This is a genomic window from Ancylobacter sp. FA202, assembly GCF_000380205.1.
GTDB lineage: Bacteria > Pseudomonadota > Alphaproteobacteria > Rhizobiales > Xanthobacteraceae > Ancylobacter.
Window position 1 is genome coordinate 937,963 of sequence record NZ_KB904818.1, and the last position, 17,431, is coordinate 955,393.

Genomic DNA, 17,431 nt, shown 5'->3' on the forward strand with positions numbered 1-17,431 from the left:
CCCCGTGAAGGACGGCGATGGCCCGAAAAGACCGCCCTTCGGGCCGGACTATGCCACAGACGCACGGAAAAGGAACGCCGCAGAACCCAGATCAGCCCGCGCCATCTCTTTACCGTTACGGCTTTCTCTACGCCTTGCTTACGAGCGTCAGAAGGTCGCGGCGCACCGTATCATTGCCAACGATGATGTCGCCCTTGGCCAACATCTTGTCGCCGCCGTCGAGGTCCGAGACATAGCCGCCCGCCTCGCGCACCAGCACGATTCCTGCCGCCATGTCCCAGGGGCTGAGCCCCCGCTCCCAGAAGGCGTCGAAGCGGCCGGCGGCCACCCAGGCAAGGTCGAGCGCGGCGGTGCCGGTGCGGCGCAGGCCCGCCACCTTCGGGGCAATGGTCGCATATTCACGGCCAAACTGCGCGAAGTCGCCGCGCCCCATATGCGGCAGGCCGCAGCACACCACGGCATCGGCGAGGTTGCGCCGGGCGGCCACGCGGATGCGCCGATCATTCATGAAGGCGCCAGCGCCCTTCTCGGCAACGAAAAGCTCGTCCGTGACAGGGTTGTAGATCACCCCAGCCACCGGCACCCCGTCGCGCGCCAGCGCCAGCGAGACACAGAACAGCGGAATGCCGTGCAGGAAGTTCGTGGTGCCGTCGAGCGGATCGATGATCCACCGATGGCTCTCATCGGTCCCATCGACCTCCCCGCTCTCCTCCATGATGAAGCCATAACTCGGCCGCGCCTTGGTCAGCTCGTCCTGGAGGATGCGCTCGGCCTTGCGGTCGGCGTTGGAGACGAAATTGGCCGGCCCCTTGAGCGACACCTGCAGGTTCTCGACCTCTCCGAAATCACGGATCAGGGAGCGGCCAGCCTTGCGGACGGCCTGGACCATGACGGTCATCAGGGGAGTACGGATCATGTCAAATTCCAGATGAAGCGCGATCGGGAGCCAGAGAACGGCCTGCTCCTGTGCGCCGCGCGGCGAACCGCGTCAAGCCCGCCGCGCCCGCCACCCGCGACACAGCTGCGAAAGGCGGCGGACGGCAACCCGCGCCGCCGCAAGGGTCTTCAGCCCATGCCCACCCCGCCGGACGGACTGGTGCCCAGCTCCCGGGTCAGCCGCTCCAGCCGCTCGGCTGCGGAGGCGACGCTGCGCGCCAGCCGTGCCTCGGTCTCACCAAGCCGCTGGGTCGCGGCGCTGCGGGCGACGCGTTCGGTCGCCGCCTCCTGCTCCACCGCTTTGAGGCGCCGGCGCGCCTCGCTCAGTTCATCGGCGATGGTGATGGCGGCCATGATGCTCAGGCGCTGGTCGCCGATCTCGCCAAAGGCGACGCGCAGCTGGTCGATGCGCGCATCGACTTCTTCCCCAAGCCCGCTGAGATGGTCTTCCTGGCCGTCGTCGCAGGCCATGCGATAGGCGCGCCCGCCAATGCTGATGGTCACATAGGCCATTGCCGCCCCTTAGCGTTCCTGCGCGGCGAGCACCGCGCGAATGGTTTCCATGGCGCTGCCGAGGCGGCGTGCTACCTCGTCATTGGCGGTATCGAGGCGGTCGGCCCGCGCTTGCGCGCCGTCGAGAGCGTCGGCGAGACGCGAACGGTCGGCCCCGAGCACGTGCAGCTGCTGGGCGAGCGCGGCCTCCTGCCGCTCCACCTCCAGCCGGCGCTCGATCGCGCCTTCGAGAGCATCGACCGCACTGTCAAAGCGCCGAAGCGCCGCTTCCAATACGCTCGTCGGTTCGCCCGCCTCAGGCGCGTTCATGACGTCTCCGTTCTTTCGCCCGGCGAGGGCAGCAAGCAGGGGCCTTCATCGAAGGTGGGGAAGGCGACATCTCCGGCCCCTCGTCAAGCGATTCATCGCCGAACGATTCCGGCGATATTGAGCCTGCGGGCGGAAACCGCGTCAACTAACGCGCATGGGGATCGAACTGCCCACATCTTCGCGCCCGGGCCGACGGCGTTGGCAAGGCCGAGGGAGCGGACAAACCCTCTTACGCGCCCTGCGTCACACGCCTGTCTTTGACAGCGGGCCCGGTGATGCTATCACTCGCCGGCCCCCGCCCGCATGCTGAGCTGGCCCGCCCGGGAGCAACGCCGCCCGGCCTGCGGCCTCGAAACGTCGCGCCCTGACACAGCAACCCATCTGCCTCGGAGACATCCGTCCTCATGTCAAATCGCGAGAAGCACGATCGCATGGCCAATGCCATTCGGGCACTGGCCATGGATGCCGTCGAAGCCGCCAATTCCGGCCATCCGGGCATGCCCATGGGAATGGCGGACGTCGCCACCGTCCTGTTCGGCAAGGTGTTGAAATACGACCCGACCGATCCGCACTGGCCGGACCGCGACCGCTTCATCCTCTCCGCCGGCCACGGCTCGATGCTCATCTACGCCCTGCTCTACCTCACGGGCTATGAGGGCATGTCGATCGACGACATCAAGAATTTCCGCCAGCTCGGCTCGCGCACGCCCGGCCACCCGGAATATGGCCATACGGTTGGCATCGAGACCACCACTGGCCCGCTCGGCCAGGGCCTCGCCAACTCAGTCGGCTTCGCGCTCGGTGAGCGCATGCTCGCCGCCCAGTTCGGCGCCGATCTGGTCGACCACCACACCTATGTCATCTGCGGCGATGGCTGCCTGATGGAAGGCATCTCGGAGGAGGCGATCGAGATCGCCGGCCGGCAGAAGCTGAACAAGCTCACCGTGCTGTGGGACGACAACCACATCACCATCGACGGCTCGACCGCGCTCTCGGTTGCGACCGACCAGCTCGCCCGCTTCGAGGCCTCGGGCTGGCACGCGACCCGCGTCGACGGCCATGACCCGGACGCCATCCTTGCCGCGTTGGAGGCCGCCAAGACCAGCGACAAGCCGACGCTGATCGCCTGCCACACCACCATCGGCTACGGCGCGCCCAACAAGGGCGGTACCAACGCCGTTCACGGCGCGCCGCTCGGTGCGGCCGAGATCGCCGCTGCCCGCGCCTTCCTGAACTGGGAGTACGAGCCCTTCGTCATCCCCAGCGACGTGCTCGACGCCTGGCGCCTCGCCGGCCTGCGCTCGCGCCAGGCGCACAAGAACTGGAACCAGCGGCTAAACGAGGTAGATGTCGAGCGGCGCGGCGAGTTCGAGCGCCGCGTCCGCGGCGACCTTCCCTCCAAGCTGGGCGAGACGATCGCCGCGGTCATCGCCAAGGCCCGCGCCGATGGCGGGGCCGTGGCCACCCGCAAATCCTCCGAGATCGTGCTGGAGGCCCTCACGGCGGCGCTGCCGGAGATGGTGGGCGGCTCCGCCGACCTCACCCACTCCAACAACACCAAGACCAAGGCCACCTCGGTCTATGTCGAGCCGCCGAAATATGACGGCCGCTATATCAACTGGGGCATCCGCGAGCACGGCATGGCGGCGGCGATGAACGGCATCGCCCTGCATGGCGGCTTCATCCCCTATGGCGGCACCTTCCTCGTCTTCTCCGACTATTGCCGCCCCTCCATCCGCCTTGCGGCGCTGATGGGCGTGCGCGTGGTCTATGTGTTCACGCATGATTCGATCGGCGTGGGCGAGGACGGCCCGACCCACCAGCCGGTCGAGCAGATCGCGGCGCTGCGTGCCATTCCGAACCTCCTCGTTTTCCGCCCCTGCGACACGGTGGAAACGGCGGAGGCCTGGAAGCTGGCGCTGGAGCACAAGACCGGCCCGAGCGTGATGGCGCTGACCCGCCAGAACCTGCCGCTGCTGCGCACCGACGACAGCGAGCGCTGCCTCACGGCGCGCGGTGCCTATGAGCTGGCCTCCGCCTCCGACGAGGCGCAGGTCACGCTGTTCGCCTCCGGCTCGGAAGTCTCGCTGGTGATGAAGGCCCGCGAGCAGCTGGAAGCGCAGGGCGTGGCGACCCGCGTCGTCTCCGTGCCGTGCTTCGAGCTGTTCCTGAACCAGCCCGAGGAAAGCCGCCGTCAGGTGGTGGGCTCGGCTCCGGTCAAGATCGCGGTCGAAGCGCTGATCCGCCAGGGTTGGGACGAGATCGTCGGCTCCGACGCCGCCTTTGTCGGCATGCGGGGCTTCGGCGCCTCCGGCCCGGCCCCCGAGGTGTTCGCCCATTTCGGCATCACCGTGGAAGCCGTGGTGGCGACCGCGCTCAGCCGTCTCAAGCGCTGAAGCCGCCTTACAAGCTATGCGGCTGGCGCATGCACAATGCGCCAGCCCTGCGCCCAGCAAGCAGCGTCAAAAGAGCGACTGGTGTCCTGGCAATCGCCGCGCTATGAGGCCCTCGCGCGGATCGTGATGATAAAGCTTACCTGGGGATTAAACGCATGACGCTCAAGGTTGCCATCAACGGCTTTGGACGCATCGGTCGCAATGTGCTGCGGGCCATCATCGAGTCCGGGCGCACCGATATCGAAGTCGTCGCCATCAATGATCTCGGCCCGGTCGAGACCAATGCCCACCTTTTCCGCTTCGACAGCGTCCATGGCCGCTTCAACGGCACGGTGACGGTCGACGGCGACACGATCGATGTCGGCCGCGGCCCGATCAAGGTGACGGCGGTGCGCAATCCGGCCGAGCTGCCGCACACGGCGCTCGGCGTCGACGTGGCGCTGGAATGCACCGGCATCTTCACCGCGCGCGACAAGGCCGCCGCGCATCTGACCGCCGGCGCCAAGCGCGTGCTGGTTTCCGCGCCAGCGGAAGGCGCCGACCTGACGGTGGTCTTCGGCGTCAACCACGACAAGCTGACCAAGGATCACCTGGTCGTCTCCAACGCCTCCTGCACCACCAATTGCCTCGCGCCGGTGGCCAAGGTGCTGAACGACGCCGTCGGCATCGACCACGGCTTCATGACGACGATCCATTCCTACACCGGCGACCAGCCGACGCTGGACACCATGCACAAGGATCTCTACCGCGCCCGCGCTGCGGCGCTGTCGATGATCCCGACCACGACGGGCGCCGCCAAGGCCGTCGGCCTCGTGCTGCCCGAGCTTGCCGGCCGGCTGGATGGCACTTCGATCCGCGTGCCGACCCCGAATGTCTCGGTCGTCGATTTCAAGTTCGTCGCCAAGAAGAAGGTGACGAAGGAGGAGATCAACGAGGCGATCAAGGCCGCCGCCACCAGCGGTCCGCTCAAGGGCATCCTCGGCTTCACCGACCAGCCGAACGTCTCCACCGACTTCAACCACGACCCCCATTCCTCGATCTTCCATCTCGACCAGACCAAGGTGCTGGAAGGCAATTTCGTCCGGGTACTGTCCTGGTACGACAATGAATGGGGCTTCTCGAACCGCATGTCCGACACGGCGGTCGCCCTCGGAAAGCTGATCTGAACATTCGGCCCGGCCGGGCCTCCCGCCAAGGAGGTCCGGCCGTTTCGCATCCAAGATCAACAATCCAAGGGAGAAGACCATGAGCGAGGCCTCCGCCTTTCGCATCCTCGACGACGCCGACGTCGCCAATAAGCGCGTGCTCGTGCGCGTCGATCTTAACGTGCCGGTCGACAATGGCCGCGTCACTGACGACACCCGCATCCAGGCCGTGCTGCCCACAATCCGCGAGATTTCCGACAAGGGCGGCAAAGTGATCCTGCTTGCCCATTTCGGACGCCCCAAGGGCGAAGACCCGGCGCTGTCGCTGGGCTTCATCGCCCAAGAGGTGGCGAGCCGGCTCGGCAAGCCCGTCGCCTTCGCCCCCGCCACTATCGGCCCTGTGGCCGAGGCGGCTGTCGCCAAGCTGCAGCCCGGCGACGTGCTGCTGCTGGAAAATACCCGTTTCGACAAGCGCGAAGAAAAGAACGACCCGGACTTCGTGGCGGCCCTGGCCGGCCTTGGCGAACTCTATGTCAACGACGCCTTCGCCACCGCCCATCGCGCCCATGCCTCCACCGAGGGTCTCGCCCACAAGCTGCCGGCCTTTGCCGGACGCTGCATGCAGGAAGAGATCGAGGCGCTGGCAAAGGCGCTGGAGAAGCCGGAACGCCCGGTGCTCGCCGTCGTCGGCGGCGCCAAGGTCTCCTCCAAGCTCGACCTGCTGGGCAATCTCGTCGCCAAGGTCGATATTCTGGTGATCGGCGGCGGCATGGCGAACACCTTCCTTGCCGCACAGGGCAAGGATGTCGGCAAGTCGCTGTGCGAACACGATCTGGCCGGCACCGCGCTGGAAATCCTCGACAAGGCAAAGGCCGCCGGCTGCGAGATCGTGCTGCCGGTCGACGCACTCGCCGCCACCGAGTTCAAGGCCAACGCGCCGCACCGCGTCGCCTCGGTCGATGACATCAAGCCGGACGAGATGATGCTCGACGCCGGCCCGGCCTCGGTCGAAAACGTCGTCGCCCGGCTGAAAGGCGCGAAGACCATTGTCTGGAACGGACCCTTCGGCGCGTTCGAACTGCCGCCTTTCGACACCGCGACGGTGGCGGTTGCGCAGGCTGCGGCGGAACTCACCGACGCCGGCGGACTTCTTTCGGTAGCGGGCGGCGGCGACACGGTGGCCGCCCTCAACCATGCCGGGGTGGCGGACCGCTTCACCTATGTGTCGACGGCGGGCGGCGCCTTCCTCGAATGGCTTGAGGGCAAGCCCCTGCCGGGCGTCGAAGCCCTGAGACGTTGAACGACGCCTGGGCGGCGCGGTCCTGTCATTCAGGATCGCGCCGCCCAGTGCTAGTATCCGACAGGTCCGGCCCCGCGTTCGATCCGGTCGCGGTGCCGGACGGTCAGTTTCGCGCGGGAGAGAGAGACATGACGGCAAGCCTCGAAGAGGTTGCGTATAAGCTAGCGGCGGGTGGCAAGGGCCTGCTGGCGGCGGATGAGAGCGCCAGCACCATCAAGAAGCGCTTCGATGCGATCGGCGTCGAATCGACGGAAGAGAACCGGCGCGATTATCGCGAGATGCTGTTCCGCTCCGAGGCGATGACGCAGTACATCTCCGGCGTTATCCTGTTCGACGAAACCATCCGGCAGAAGGCCAAGGACGGCACGCCGCTGGTATCGCTCATCGAGGCTGCCGGCTCGATCCCCGGCATCAAGGTCGATCTCGGCGCCCACGCGCAGCCGGGTTGCCCCGGCGAGACCATCACCGAGGGGCTCGACGGCCTCGCCGGCCGCTTCAAGGAATATTACGACCTCGGCGCCCGCTTCGCGAAGTGGCGTGCGGTGATCGATATCGGCCAGCACATTCCCAGCTACACCTCGATCCTCGCCAATGCGCAGGCGCTCGCCCGCTATGCCGCCCTGGCGCAGGCGGCCGGCATCGTGCCGATCGTCGAGCCGGAAGTCCTGATGGATGGCGATCACGACATCGACCGCTGCTACGACGTGACCGAATGGGTGCTGAAGGAAGTGTTCCAGCAGCTCTTCTATGGCCGCGTGAAGCTTGAAGGCATGGTGCTGAAGCCGAACATGGTCATCGCCGGCCGCAAGGCGCAGAAGCAGGCCTCGGTCGAGGAAGTGGCGGCCAAGACCGTGCGCTGCCTCAAGAACTGCGTGCCGAGCGCCGTCCCCGGCGTCGCCTTCCTCTCCGGCGGCCAGTCGGACGAGGAGGCCACCGCCCATCTCGACGCCATGATCCGCGGCGGCGGGCTGCCGTGGAACCTCACCTTCTCCTATGGCCGCGCCCTCCAGGCCGCGCCGCAGAAGGCCTGGTCCGGCAAGCCGGAGAACATCGCTGCCGGCCAAGCGGCCTTCACGCACCGCTCCCGGATGAACTATCTCGCCGCGCTGGGCCAGTGGACGCCCGAGAGTGAACAGCAGAAGGCCGCCTGATCGGCCACTCTTCTCGGCAATGCAAGACGCCGCCGCAGGGCGGCGTCTTTGTTTTGTCGGCTTATATTCGACAGATCAGATTTTCATCCCATCTTGACCTTGCGCAAGGTGCGGACGGCACGAGCCTCTAACCTTGCATCACGGCATGGGAGAGACGCGCGTGCGACACAATCTCAAGACGAGCCTTACCCCCGACGGCTTCGAGGCGCATGGCCTCGCCCATCCCTCCGCCCGCGCCGGCGAGCCATTGCCGAGCCCGGTCAAGCTCGACATCCGCTATGTCGGCTTCCGCTTCGGCGCCACGCCGGCGCTGCACGACATTTCCTTCCCCATCACGCCAACCGCGTGACGGCACTGATCGGCCCTTCCGGCTGCGGCAAGTCCACGCTGGTGCGGGTGCTCAACCGCATGGCTGACCTCTACGAGGACCAGCATGTTGAGGGACAGGTGCTGCTCGACGGGCAGGACATTCTCGGCCCCGATGTGGACGTGCTGACGCTGCGCCGGCGGGTCGGCATGGTCACGCAGAAGCCCTCCCCTTTTCCGATGTCGATCTATGACAATGTCGCGATCGGCATGCGGCTCAACGAGGAGCTGACCAAAACTCAGCTCGACCAGCGTGTGGAGGACGCCCTGCGCCGCGCGGCGCTGTGGGAGGAAGTTGGCGGCCTGCTCGACCATTCCGCCCTCAGCCTGTCGGGTGGCCAACAGCAGTGCCTGTGCCTCGCCCGCACCATGGCGGTGCGCCCGGAAGTGATCCTGCTCGACGAACCCTGCTCGGCGCTCGACCCGATATCGACCGCCAAGATCGAGGAGAAGATGGAGGAGCTCAAGAGCGTGAGCACTCTCGTCATCATCACCCACAACCTCCAGCAGGCGGCCCGGATCGCCGATTACACGGCCTTCCTCTATCTCGGCGAACTGGTCGAATTCGGCCCGACCGCGCGCCTGTTCACCGAGCCGCGCGAGGAACGCCCCCTGAGTTACGTCTCCGGCCGGATGGGCTGAGCAGCGCCCTCCCTCCGCGGCAAAAAAATCCCCGGCACTAGGCCGGGGATGACGTGTCGCTATATAAACAATCCGACTTCAGCGGCGCCCGCCGCCAAAGCCTCCGCCGAAGCCTCCCCGGAAGCCGCCGCCTCCACCAAAATCGTCGTGGAAGCCACCGCCATAGCCGCCACCATAATGGTCTCCGCCGCCGAAACCGTCATAGCCCCCGGCCCGGGCGAAGCTGTCGGCGCGCTGGTCACCATAGCCCTGATATTGGCGCTGCTGGTCCAGCCGACCCATCTGGTCGGCATCGGTGTTGGCCTTCCATCCGTCGATGGACTGGCTTTGCCAGCCATTATTGGCGTCGTACTGGTGAATCGAGCCGTCATGGTCGGTATAGACGTTGCCGTTGTTCCAGGCCACGCCATTGCCGGTCTTGGCATTGCCAGCGACGCCGCGGCTGTCGACGCTGACGTGGCCGTCATTATCGACAACCCCTGTCTCCGACGCATGGCCGACACCTGTCGTCGGGTTGTAGCCCGCCGATTCGCGGCCGGCGACGGCGTTACCGGTATAGGCATTGCCCGCCACCCCGGCGCGCGCCTCGCCATGGGCGCCCGTGTAGGGGTTGAAGAAGGCGGCCGAGCGCCCGGCGGCATAATTGCCGGTCCAGGGGTTGAAGGCGGCGCCGGAGCGGCCGGCGAAATCGGTGCCCCAGCCGGTCACGCCATGGACCGCGTTAGCGCCCCAGGCGGTGCCATAGGGGCCGACACCCCAGGCGTGATCCCAGGTCGCCGCGCCGCCCCAGGCGCCATAGATGTTGGTGCGGGCAATGTCGACACCCGCCCAGGGACCGCCCCAGGGGCCGGGCCGCCAATACGGACCCCACCAGGGATACATCGCGCCCCAGCCGAAGGCAGCGTCGTAGCCGAAGCCGAAGCCGTCGGTCCAGGCGAAGGCGGCGTCATAGCCATAGGTGGCGGGGCAGCCATACCAATAGGTGCCGATATAGCCGACGCAATTGTAGCCGGTGCCATAGACCACCGTGCCACCCGGCTCGATCACCACGCCCATATAGCCGGGCGTGTAGCCAACCGTGACGACATCGGCCGTCGAGGCGTAGACGCGGACATAGGTGACGTAGTGCAGCGGCGAGGACACCGGGATGGTGTAGATCGCGTCCGGCACCACGTCCGCGACCAGCCACGGGCCGGTCGGTGTCGCCGAGACGAACCAGGCCCCCTGGAACAGCGCATAATAGCGCGCCGGGTCAAGCTGGATCACCGGCGTGCGGGTGTTCACCGCTGAGGACAGGATAGTGCCCTTGATCGGTTCGAATTTCGGCGACCCGCCATCATATTTGATGGTGAGCTGCGTATCGCGCTTGATGGTGGCGGTCTGGGGCACGGTGGCGGCAATCGCCGCCTCCTTCGCCTGCGGCGTGCCGGGCACCGCGACCAGCGCATTCGCCGCCGGGTCGGTCGGCGAAATCTTGGCAAAGCCGGCGGGCAGGCTGGTGCCGGGCACGAAGCTCCATGGGCCATTGAAACCAGCGGCGCGGAACCAGCGGCCCGAGATCAGCACATAATACTGGTTGCTGTCGGGATCGAGGATGATCGCGTGGTCGGCATTGCTCACGCGCAACAGCGAGGTGCCGCCCACCGGCGTCATCTGCGGCGCACCGGCTGTGATGACGAGCTCGGTCGGCGTGGTGGAGACGAGGATCGCCGGGGGCGTCGCCGGCTTCTGCCCATTGGCAGGCAGCATGGTCTGCGCCGGCTCCTCATAGGTCGCCGTGCTGCCGGCGGCCTCCAGCGATGGGTCCGGCTGAGCGGTAACGGTCCATGGCCCCGCAATGGCCGGCGCCTGGTACCAGGTGCCGGCGGCCTGAAGGTGATAGAGGCCGGCGCCGTCGACCAGCATCAGCGGCTGGGTGTTGACGATCCGCTGGAAGCCCGGCACCCCGTCCACCGGCCGCGGCACCGGCTGGCCGGCAACCAGCACGAGCAGGGTAGGCTTGTCCGCGAAGATGATGCGCGGGGGCGTGTTCTCCACCGGCTGGGTCATCTCCTTGTCCAGTTGCTTGGTCGCGGCATAGCTGGTCATCAGATGATCAAGGGCGAAGGTCATGCCCTGCGGCGAGATGCGCGACTGCAGCGCGTTCAGCAGCACCGCATCCTGCGAGGAATCGGTCGGCAAATCGACCGAGGTGATGCGGATATTGCTCAGTTGCGCCAGCTTGGACGGCTTGTCGATCGCCACACGCGCGGTGAAGCGGGCGAGGCCATAGGTCGGGCCGGCGGCGGGCGTGGTGGAAGAGGCGCCATTGGCGTCGGGCTTCGGACCGATGGCGACAGCGGCGCGGCCGGAGATCTGGTCCCCGTTCCATTGCTCGATCATCGGCTGATAGACCTGCAGCAGCTTGTCGCCGAGGTCGAAGCTGCGCGGCCAGGCCAGCGCTGGCGGAATGGCGGAAGCCGGGCCGGCCGTGGCCGCCGCCGCCGGAGCGGCCGGCTGCTGCGCGAGAGCCGGCGTAACGCTTATGGCGAGAACCGCCGCAAGTGCGGCGATGGGATGAGGATGATGGCGCATGTTTCCCCCAACGGGCAGCAACGATCCGGCGACAGGCCGGGCGATGGCGCCCAGCCAACCAATATCACCGCCATTGTGCGCCGATAAGACTGGCCCGGGCCTGACGCGAAATGACGGGAGGAGAGAACGCCGTTAAAATGTTACCGCATTAAGGCGGAGAGATGCTCTCCCTCCTTCCAGGCCCATCACTGGACCGCCGAGGGGCACGCGCGCTAGACAGACTGGCGCGCGTGCCGTGCTTTCGCCGCCATCCTGCACGATGGCTTCCCCATGGCTCGTCACAAGACTGTTCCCTGATGGCTCGTTCCTCCTCCCGCTCCGATTCCACGCCGGCTCGACCGGCGCCCCGCCTCTATGTACTCGTGCCGTCCCTCGCCGATCCGGCCGGCATCGCGGCGCAGGCCGAGGCGCTCCGCCAGGCCGCTCAGGAGGTCGACATCGCGGCCGTGCTTCTGCGCCCCCTCGATGGCGCGGCGGCACAGGCTATGGGGCCTCTGCTCGATGCCTGCCACGCCATCGGCGCCGCCGGGCTTCTTGAGGGCAACGTCGCGCTCGTTGCCACTCTTGGAGCCGACGGCGCCCATTTCGACGACGCTTCGGCGCTGAAAAGTGCCGCGCCGACGCTGCGTCCCGACGGCATCGCTGGCGCAGGAGCGCTGCGCACCAAGCACGACGCGATGACGGCGGCGGAGAACGGTGCCGATTATGTGATGTTCGGCGAGCCGGACGCCGAAGGGCGCCGCCCGCCCTTCGAGGCGACGCTGGAGCGCATCGACTGGTGGGCGCAGGTCTTCGAGCCGCCCTGCGTTGGCTATGCGCGCACGCTTGACGAGGTGACGGCGCTTGTCGCTGCCGGAGCCGACTTCGTGGCCGTCGATACGCTGGTCTTCGAGGCGCCGCGCGACGGTGCCCGGGCGCTCGCCGAGCGGCTGGCCGCCATCGGGGACGCTTCCTAATGCGGCCGCCGCGCGCGCCCGGCCGATCCCTGGCCTTCCCGGCCGGCGCGCTGCTGGCGTGTCTGGCGTGGACCGCCCCGGCGGGCGCGGCACAGGCGCAGTCCGCGACCGAGACGGCGCCCGGCGCAGCCAAACGCGCCGCACCGAATCCTCCCGGCCCCAGGCTGGGCACGCCGAGCACCCAGGCCCCGCTGGGCGTCGATCCCGACCCCGCTTTCACCGCCTATCAGCGCGGCCGCTACCGCACGGCACTCGATCTCGCCGTCAGCCGGGCCAATGCGCAGGGCGACGCCGTCTCCATGGTGCTCGCGGCGGAGTTGCTCTCCCAGGGTTATGGTGTGCGACAGGACCCGACAGCGGCGCGCAAATGGTACGAAGCGGCGGCGGCGAAGGGCAATCCTGACGCGCTTTTCACCCTTGGCGCGATTCTCATGGCCTCCGCCTCGACCTCCAACAAAGACCAGGCGGTCGACTTCTTCCGCCGGGCCGCCGAAAGCGGAAACGCGCGCGCCGCCTATAATCTCGGGCTCGTCTATCTCCAGGGGCAGGTGGCGCCGAAGGAGCCGGCCATCGCTGCCGAATGGTTCAAGCGCGGGGCTGAGAGAGACCAGCCGGATGCCCTTTATGCGCTGGCGACACTCTATCGCGACGGCAATGGCGTGCCGCGCGACCCTGTCGAGTCGGCGCGGCTGCTCCAGCGCGCCAGTGAGGTCGGCAACGACGTCGCCACCACGGAGCTCGCCATCGTGGTCTTCAACGGCACGGGCGTGCCGAAGGATGAGGAGCGCGCGGCCGCGCTTTTCCGCAAGGCGGCGCTGCAGGGAAACACCATCGCGCAGAACCGCTATGCCCGTATCCTGTCCGCCGGGCGGGGCGCTCCCAAGGACGTGATTGCCGCCGCCGCCTGGCACCTTGCCGCCAAGGCGCAGAACCTCGACGACCCGATGCTCGACAAGCTGGTTGCCTCGCTCACGCCCGAACAGCGGGCGCAGGCGCAGACACTCGTCAAGCCGTGGGCGCCCGCCCCGGCCTATTAGCCATGCTTCGCGGTTTTGATCGCGACCCGAATTCGGGGACAGGCGCCCTCTTTCCGCGCCGACGCCGGCTCAGGGTGGGGAGTTCCCGCCTTGCTCATGCCGCCGGGCACCGTTACTCATCGTGACGCTTCGCCGTCGGGAGCCCGCGGCGCGGCGTTCAAGGCAGCCTTCTGGGGATTTCGTTTGCTCATTGTTCGTCCAGTGCCGTCGCGGGGAACGCCGCGTCTTCCCTCCCGCCGGCCGGCCGTCGCCCGGGCGTTCGCGGTGGCGGCGGCGCTGCTGTTCGCGATGCTCGCTCTGGGCATGCCAGGCGCCCGCGCGCTGGAGGCCGTGGCCATCCGGCTCGATGCCCCGGTCGTCGACCTCGCCCCCGCCATTGAGCGCCGCACCAGCGACACGGACCGCATCCAGGTTTCCACCGTGCCGGGCGCCGACGGCATCGTGCGCCGCATCGAAGTGCGCTCGGTGGCGACGGGGCCGAATGGCAGCAAATGGGCGGTGTTTGCCCTCGCCAACAACACCGATGAACAGGTCGACCGGCTGATCGTCGCCCCGCATTATCGCATGGTGGGCTCGGGCGTGTTCTGGCCGGACCTCGGCAATCGCCGCATCCTCAACGTGACGACGAGCCAGGGCTTCCGCCCGGAGCTGCAGAACGCGCCGGATGCCGATGTGTTCTTCCTCACCCTCGACCCCGGCACCACGGTAACGCTGGTGGCCGAGCTTGGCGATGGCGGGCTGCCACAGCTCTATCTGTGGGAGCCGGAGGCCTATAAGGACAAGGTCAACAGCTTCACCCTCTATAACGGCATCGTCATCGGCATTGCCGGCCTGCTCGCCCTCTTCCTCACCATCCTGTTCGTGGTGAAGGGCAGCGCCATGTTCCCGGCGGCGGCGGCACTGGCCTGGGCGGTGTTGGGCTATATCGGCCTTGATTTCGGCTTCTGGTCGAAAGTGTTCGGCATTTCGCCGCTGGCGCAGCAATTCTGGCGCGCGGCGGGCGAGGCGATCCTTGCCGCGACGCTGGTGGTGTTCCTGTTCGCCTATCTCAACCTCAATCGCTGGCATGTGCGCTACGCCCATGTCACCGCCGGCTGGCTGGTGTTCCTCGCCGCCATCGTCGGGCTTGCGCTTCTCGACCCTTCCGCCGCGGCGGGGATTGCCCGGCCTTCGCTGCTGGTCGTCTCCTTCATGGGCTTCGGCGTGGTCGTGTGGCTGGCATTGCACCGCTACGACCGGGCGGTGCTGATCATCCCGACGCTCTTCCTGCTGGTGGTGTGGGTGATTACCGCCGGCATGGCGGTGTCGGGCCGCATCGGCAACGATCTCGTCGCCCCGGCGCTGCTCGGCGGCCTGGTGCTGATCGTGATGCTGATCGGGTTCACGGTGATGCAGCACGCCTTCGCCGGCATCGGCTCGGTCGCCGGCAGTGCGCAGGAACTGGAGCGGCGGGCGCTGGCGGTGGCGGGTTCGGGCGACATTGTCTGGGACTGGGATGTCGATACTGACCGCATCCATGTCAGCCCCGAGGCCGAGCACATGCTGGGCCTCAAGCAGGGAACGCTGGAAACCGAGGCCGCCGGCTGGCTCGACATCATCCATCCCGGTGACCGCGACCGCTTCCGCGCCACGCTGGACGGACTGCTGGACCAGCGGCGCGGGCGCATCGACCAGGATTTCCGCCTGCGCGCGCATGACGGCCATTATCTCTGGTTCAACCTGCGCGCGCGTCCAGTGGTCGGCACAGATGGCGAGGTGGTTCGCTGCATCGGCACGCTCTCCGACGTCACCGACAGCCGCACCGCCGAGGAGCGCATGCTGCACGACGCGGTGCATGACAACCTGACCGGCCTGCCCAATCGCGAGCTGTTCCTCGACCGCGTCTCCGGCGCCGCCGGCCTTGCCCGCAGCGACGACCAGATCCGCCCGACGGTGATGCTGATCGACCTCGACCGCTTCAAGCAGGTGAATGCCTCTCTCGGCATGCCGGCGGGCGACTCGATCCTGCTCACCGTCGCGCGCCGCCTGATGCGCCTCGTGAAGCAGCAGGACACGCTTGCGCGTCTGGGCAGCGACCATTTCGCCCTGATCCTGCTGTCCGAGCGCGACCCGGAGCGCATCACCGCCTTCGCCGATACGCTGCGCCGCACGCTGCGCGCGCCCATCACCTTCGGCGACCGCGAAATCTTCATCACCGCCTCCATCGGCCTGCTGCTCGCCGACGGGCAGAAGCGCACCCCGATGGAGACGCTGAAGGATGCCGAGTTGGCGATGTACTTCGCCAAGCGCGTCGGCGGCGACCGCATCGAAGTGTTCCGGCCCAATATGCGGACGCAGAAGCTCGACCGGCTGACGATGGAGCAGGACCTGCGCCAGGCGCTGCAACGTGGCGAGATCAGCGTTCTCTACCAGCCCATCGTCGACCTCGCGACGCGCCGGATCGCCGGCTTTGAAACGGTGATGCGCTGGCAGCACCCCACGATGGGGGCCTTGGCCGCCGACGACTTCCTCGGCCTTGCCGAAGAATCGGGGCTGATCGTCGATCTCGGCCTTTTCGTGCTCGACAGCGCGGCCCGGCAGCTCGGCGTGTGGCAGCGGACCCTGCGCGGTGAGCCGATCTTCGTCTCGGTCAACATCTCCTCGCGCCAGATGCTGCGCCACGACATGCTGCAGGACCTCAAGGCCGTGCTCGCCCGCAATGTCGTCGCCCCGGGCACGCTGAAGCTGGAACTCTCCGAATCGCTGGCGATGGAGAATCCAGAATACACGGCGCAGATCCTCCTGCGCATGCGCGAGCTCGACGCTGGCCTGACGCTGGAAGATTTCGGCTCCGGCTATTCGGCGCTCGCCTATCTCCAGCGCTTTCCCTTCGACAGCATCAAGGTCGACCGCACCTTCACCAAGGCGCTGGGCCGCAGCGGCAACAAGGCGCAGCGCCCCGTCATCCTGCGCACCATCGTCAATATGGCGCAGGATCTCGGCATGGACATCATCGCCGAGGGTGTCGAAACCGAGCAGGTCGCCGCCGCGCTGGGCAAGCTGGGCTGCCGCTATGGCCAGGGTCGCTTCTTCGGCGAGGCGCTGACCACTGACGAGGCCCGCAAGCGCCTGCAGCCCGAGCAGCCGCCCACCTCCCTGCTCGAACGTGGGCGCCAACTGTCGCGCGGCGCCCGTGCAGGCACAGGCTCGGCCACCACCCCTCTGGCCGCCGCTGCACGGCCCGCCAGCGCCGCCGAAGCCGCGCAGCGTGCCGCCGCTCAGCCGACCTCTGCTGCGGCAGACTCACAGGCGGCCGCCCGCCCGGCAGCCTCATCCTCTGTCACGCCGGCGTCCGTGCCGACCACGCAAGCCTGAAACTGAAGGTAGGCGCCGGAGCGCTGGCCGCAGAGCCCTGGCCACGTGTGGGCTCAGGCGTGGCCGGCCTCGCTGGAGAGCATGCGAGGGTCGATGCCGATCTTGCGCAGGGCCAGATCGTATTTCTCCCCGGCCTCGGCCTCGAACACCAGCGTCGGATCGGCCGGGCAATGCAGCCAGCCATTCTGCTGGATCTCGTTTTCGAGCTGCCCCGGCGCCCAGCCGGCATAGCCCAACGCCAGCATCGCGCTGGCCGGCCCGCTGCCGGTGGCCATCGCTCGGAGAATGTCGAGCGTCGCTGTCAGGCAGATGCCGTCGTCGATCGGCAGGGTCGAATCCTGGATGAAGAAATCGGCGGTGTGCAGCACGAAGCCGCGCCCGGTCTCCACCGGTCCTCCGCGCAGCACCTTCACCCCGCCGGCGCTGCGCGGCAGATGGATGCGCTCGTCTTGCGGAATGACGTCGAGCTGGACCAGAAGATCGGGAAAATTCACGTGGCTGGCCGGCTGGTTGACCACAATGCCCATCGCCCCTTCCGGCGAGTGTGCACACAGATAGATCACCGCGCGGGCGAAACGCTCGTCGCGCATGCCCGGCATGGCGACCAGCATCTGTCCGTCAAGAAAGGTCCCGCCGGCGGGGGCGTCGGGACTTCGGGGGCGCTCGCGTCCGATCCACATGAAGAGAAGCCTAATCCCCGCCGGGGCATTTTCAAGCCCGCCCGCTTATGTCGACCGGCCGGCCGGCGCGGC

The 17,431-nt window shown here is 67.6% G+C and carries 12 protein-coding genes and 1 pseudogene; 8 read left to right on the plus strand and 5 right to left on the minus strand.

Features of this window, described 5'->3' with window-relative positions:
* Window positions 1–127 precede the first annotated feature (127 nt).
* From A3M1_RS0104225 to A3M1_RS0104235, 3 genes are all read right to left on the minus strand, one after another.
* Window positions 128–916, minus strand: coding sequence for an inositol monophosphatase family protein (locus A3M1_RS0104225; RefSeq protein ID WP_026221132.1), 789 nt, complete (start codon window positions 914–916; stop codon window positions 128–130).
* Between the two features lie 149 nt (window positions 917–1,065).
* On the minus strand, window positions 1,066–1,449 hold the full coding sequence (locus tag A3M1_RS0104230) for a cell division protein ZapA (RefSeq protein ID WP_018387714.1): 384 nt from the start codon (window positions 1,447–1,449) through the stop codon (window positions 1,066–1,068).
* A 9-nt stretch (window positions 1,450–1,458) separates the two neighbouring features.
* Window positions 1,459–1,758 (minus strand): DUF4164 domain-containing protein, encoded by a 300-nt coding sequence (locus A3M1_RS0104235; RefSeq protein ID WP_018387715.1) that lies wholly within the window; start codon window positions 1,756–1,758, stop codon window positions 1,459–1,461.
* 404 nt (window positions 1,759–2,162) lie between these two features.
* Between A3M1_RS0104235 and tkt the strand changes: the two genes are divergently transcribed.
* The 5 genes and pseudogenes from tkt to pstB all read left to right on the plus strand — a co-directional run bounded on the left by tkt (window position 2,163) and on the right by pstB (window position 8,758).
* Window positions 2,163–4,154 carry a transketolase gene (gene tkt, locus A3M1_RS0104240; protein WP_018387716.1) on the plus strand — a complete coding sequence of 664 codons (1,992 nt, stop codon included), beginning with the start codon at window positions 2,163–2,165 and terminating at the stop codon, window positions 4,152–4,154.
* 155 nt (window positions 4,155–4,309) lie between these two features.
* Window positions 4,310–5,320 carry a type I glyceraldehyde-3-phosphate dehydrogenase gene (gap, locus tag A3M1_RS0104245; RefSeq protein WP_018387717.1) on the plus strand — a complete coding sequence of 337 codons (1,011 nt, stop codon included), beginning with the start codon at window positions 4,310–4,312 and terminating at the stop codon, window positions 5,318–5,320.
* Window positions 5,321–5,399: 79 nt separating this feature from the next.
* Entirely contained in the window at window positions 5,400–6,599 is a 1,200-nt protein-coding gene (gene pgk / locus A3M1_RS0104250; protein ID WP_018387718.1) for a phosphoglycerate kinase, read from the plus strand.
* A 128-nt stretch (window positions 6,600–6,727) separates the two neighbouring features.
* A complete protein-coding gene (locus A3M1_RS0104255) occupies window positions 6,728–7,750 on the plus strand; it encodes a class I fructose-bisphosphate aldolase (protein WP_018387719.1) in 1,023 nt (340 codons plus the stop codon).
* Between the two features lie 160 nt (window positions 7,751–7,910).
* Window positions 7,911–8,758: pseudogene (gene pstB / locus A3M1_RS24925) on the plus strand (phosphate ABC transporter ATP-binding protein PstB).
* A gap of 78 nt (window positions 8,759–8,836) precedes the next feature.
* Here the strand turns inward: pstB and A3M1_RS0104265 are convergent.
* Entirely contained in the window at window positions 8,837–11,332 is a 2,496-nt protein-coding gene (locus tag A3M1_RS0104265; RefSeq protein ID WP_018387722.1) for a carbohydrate-binding protein, read from the minus strand.
* Window positions 11,333–11,628: 296 nt separating this feature from the next.
* Here A3M1_RS0104265 and A3M1_RS0104270 point away from each other — a divergent pair, with 296 nt between their 5' ends.
* The 3 genes from A3M1_RS0104270 to A3M1_RS0104280 all read left to right on the plus strand — a co-directional run bounded on the left by A3M1_RS0104270 (window position 11,629) and on the right by A3M1_RS0104280 (window position 16,679).
* Window positions 11,629–12,288 (plus strand): thiamine phosphate synthase, encoded by a 660-nt coding sequence (locus A3M1_RS0104270; protein ID WP_018387723.1) that lies wholly within the window; start codon window positions 11,629–11,631, stop codon window positions 12,286–12,288.
* Window positions 12,288–13,325 carry a tetratricopeptide repeat protein gene (locus A3M1_RS0104275; protein WP_018387724.1) on the plus strand — a complete coding sequence of 346 codons (1,038 nt, stop codon included), beginning with the start codon at window positions 12,288–12,290 and terminating at the stop codon, window positions 13,323–13,325. Before A3M1_RS0104270 ends, A3M1_RS0104275 begins: the two co-directional genes overlap by 1 nt.
* A 288-nt stretch (window positions 13,326–13,613) precedes the next feature.
* Window positions 13,614–16,679 (plus strand): EAL domain-containing protein, encoded by a 3,066-nt coding sequence (locus A3M1_RS0104280; protein ID WP_245261859.1) that lies wholly within the window; start codon window positions 13,614–13,616, stop codon window positions 16,677–16,679.
* A 53-nt stretch (window positions 16,680–16,732) separates the two neighbouring features.
* Here A3M1_RS0104280 and A3M1_RS0104285 read toward each other — a convergent pair whose 3' ends face one another.
* Window positions 16,733–17,359, minus strand: a complete 627-nt coding sequence (locus tag A3M1_RS0104285) for a YqgE/AlgH family protein (RefSeq protein ID WP_018387726.1) — start codon at window positions 17,357–17,359, stop codon at window positions 16,733–16,735.
* Window positions 17,360–17,431 lie beyond the last annotated feature (72 nt).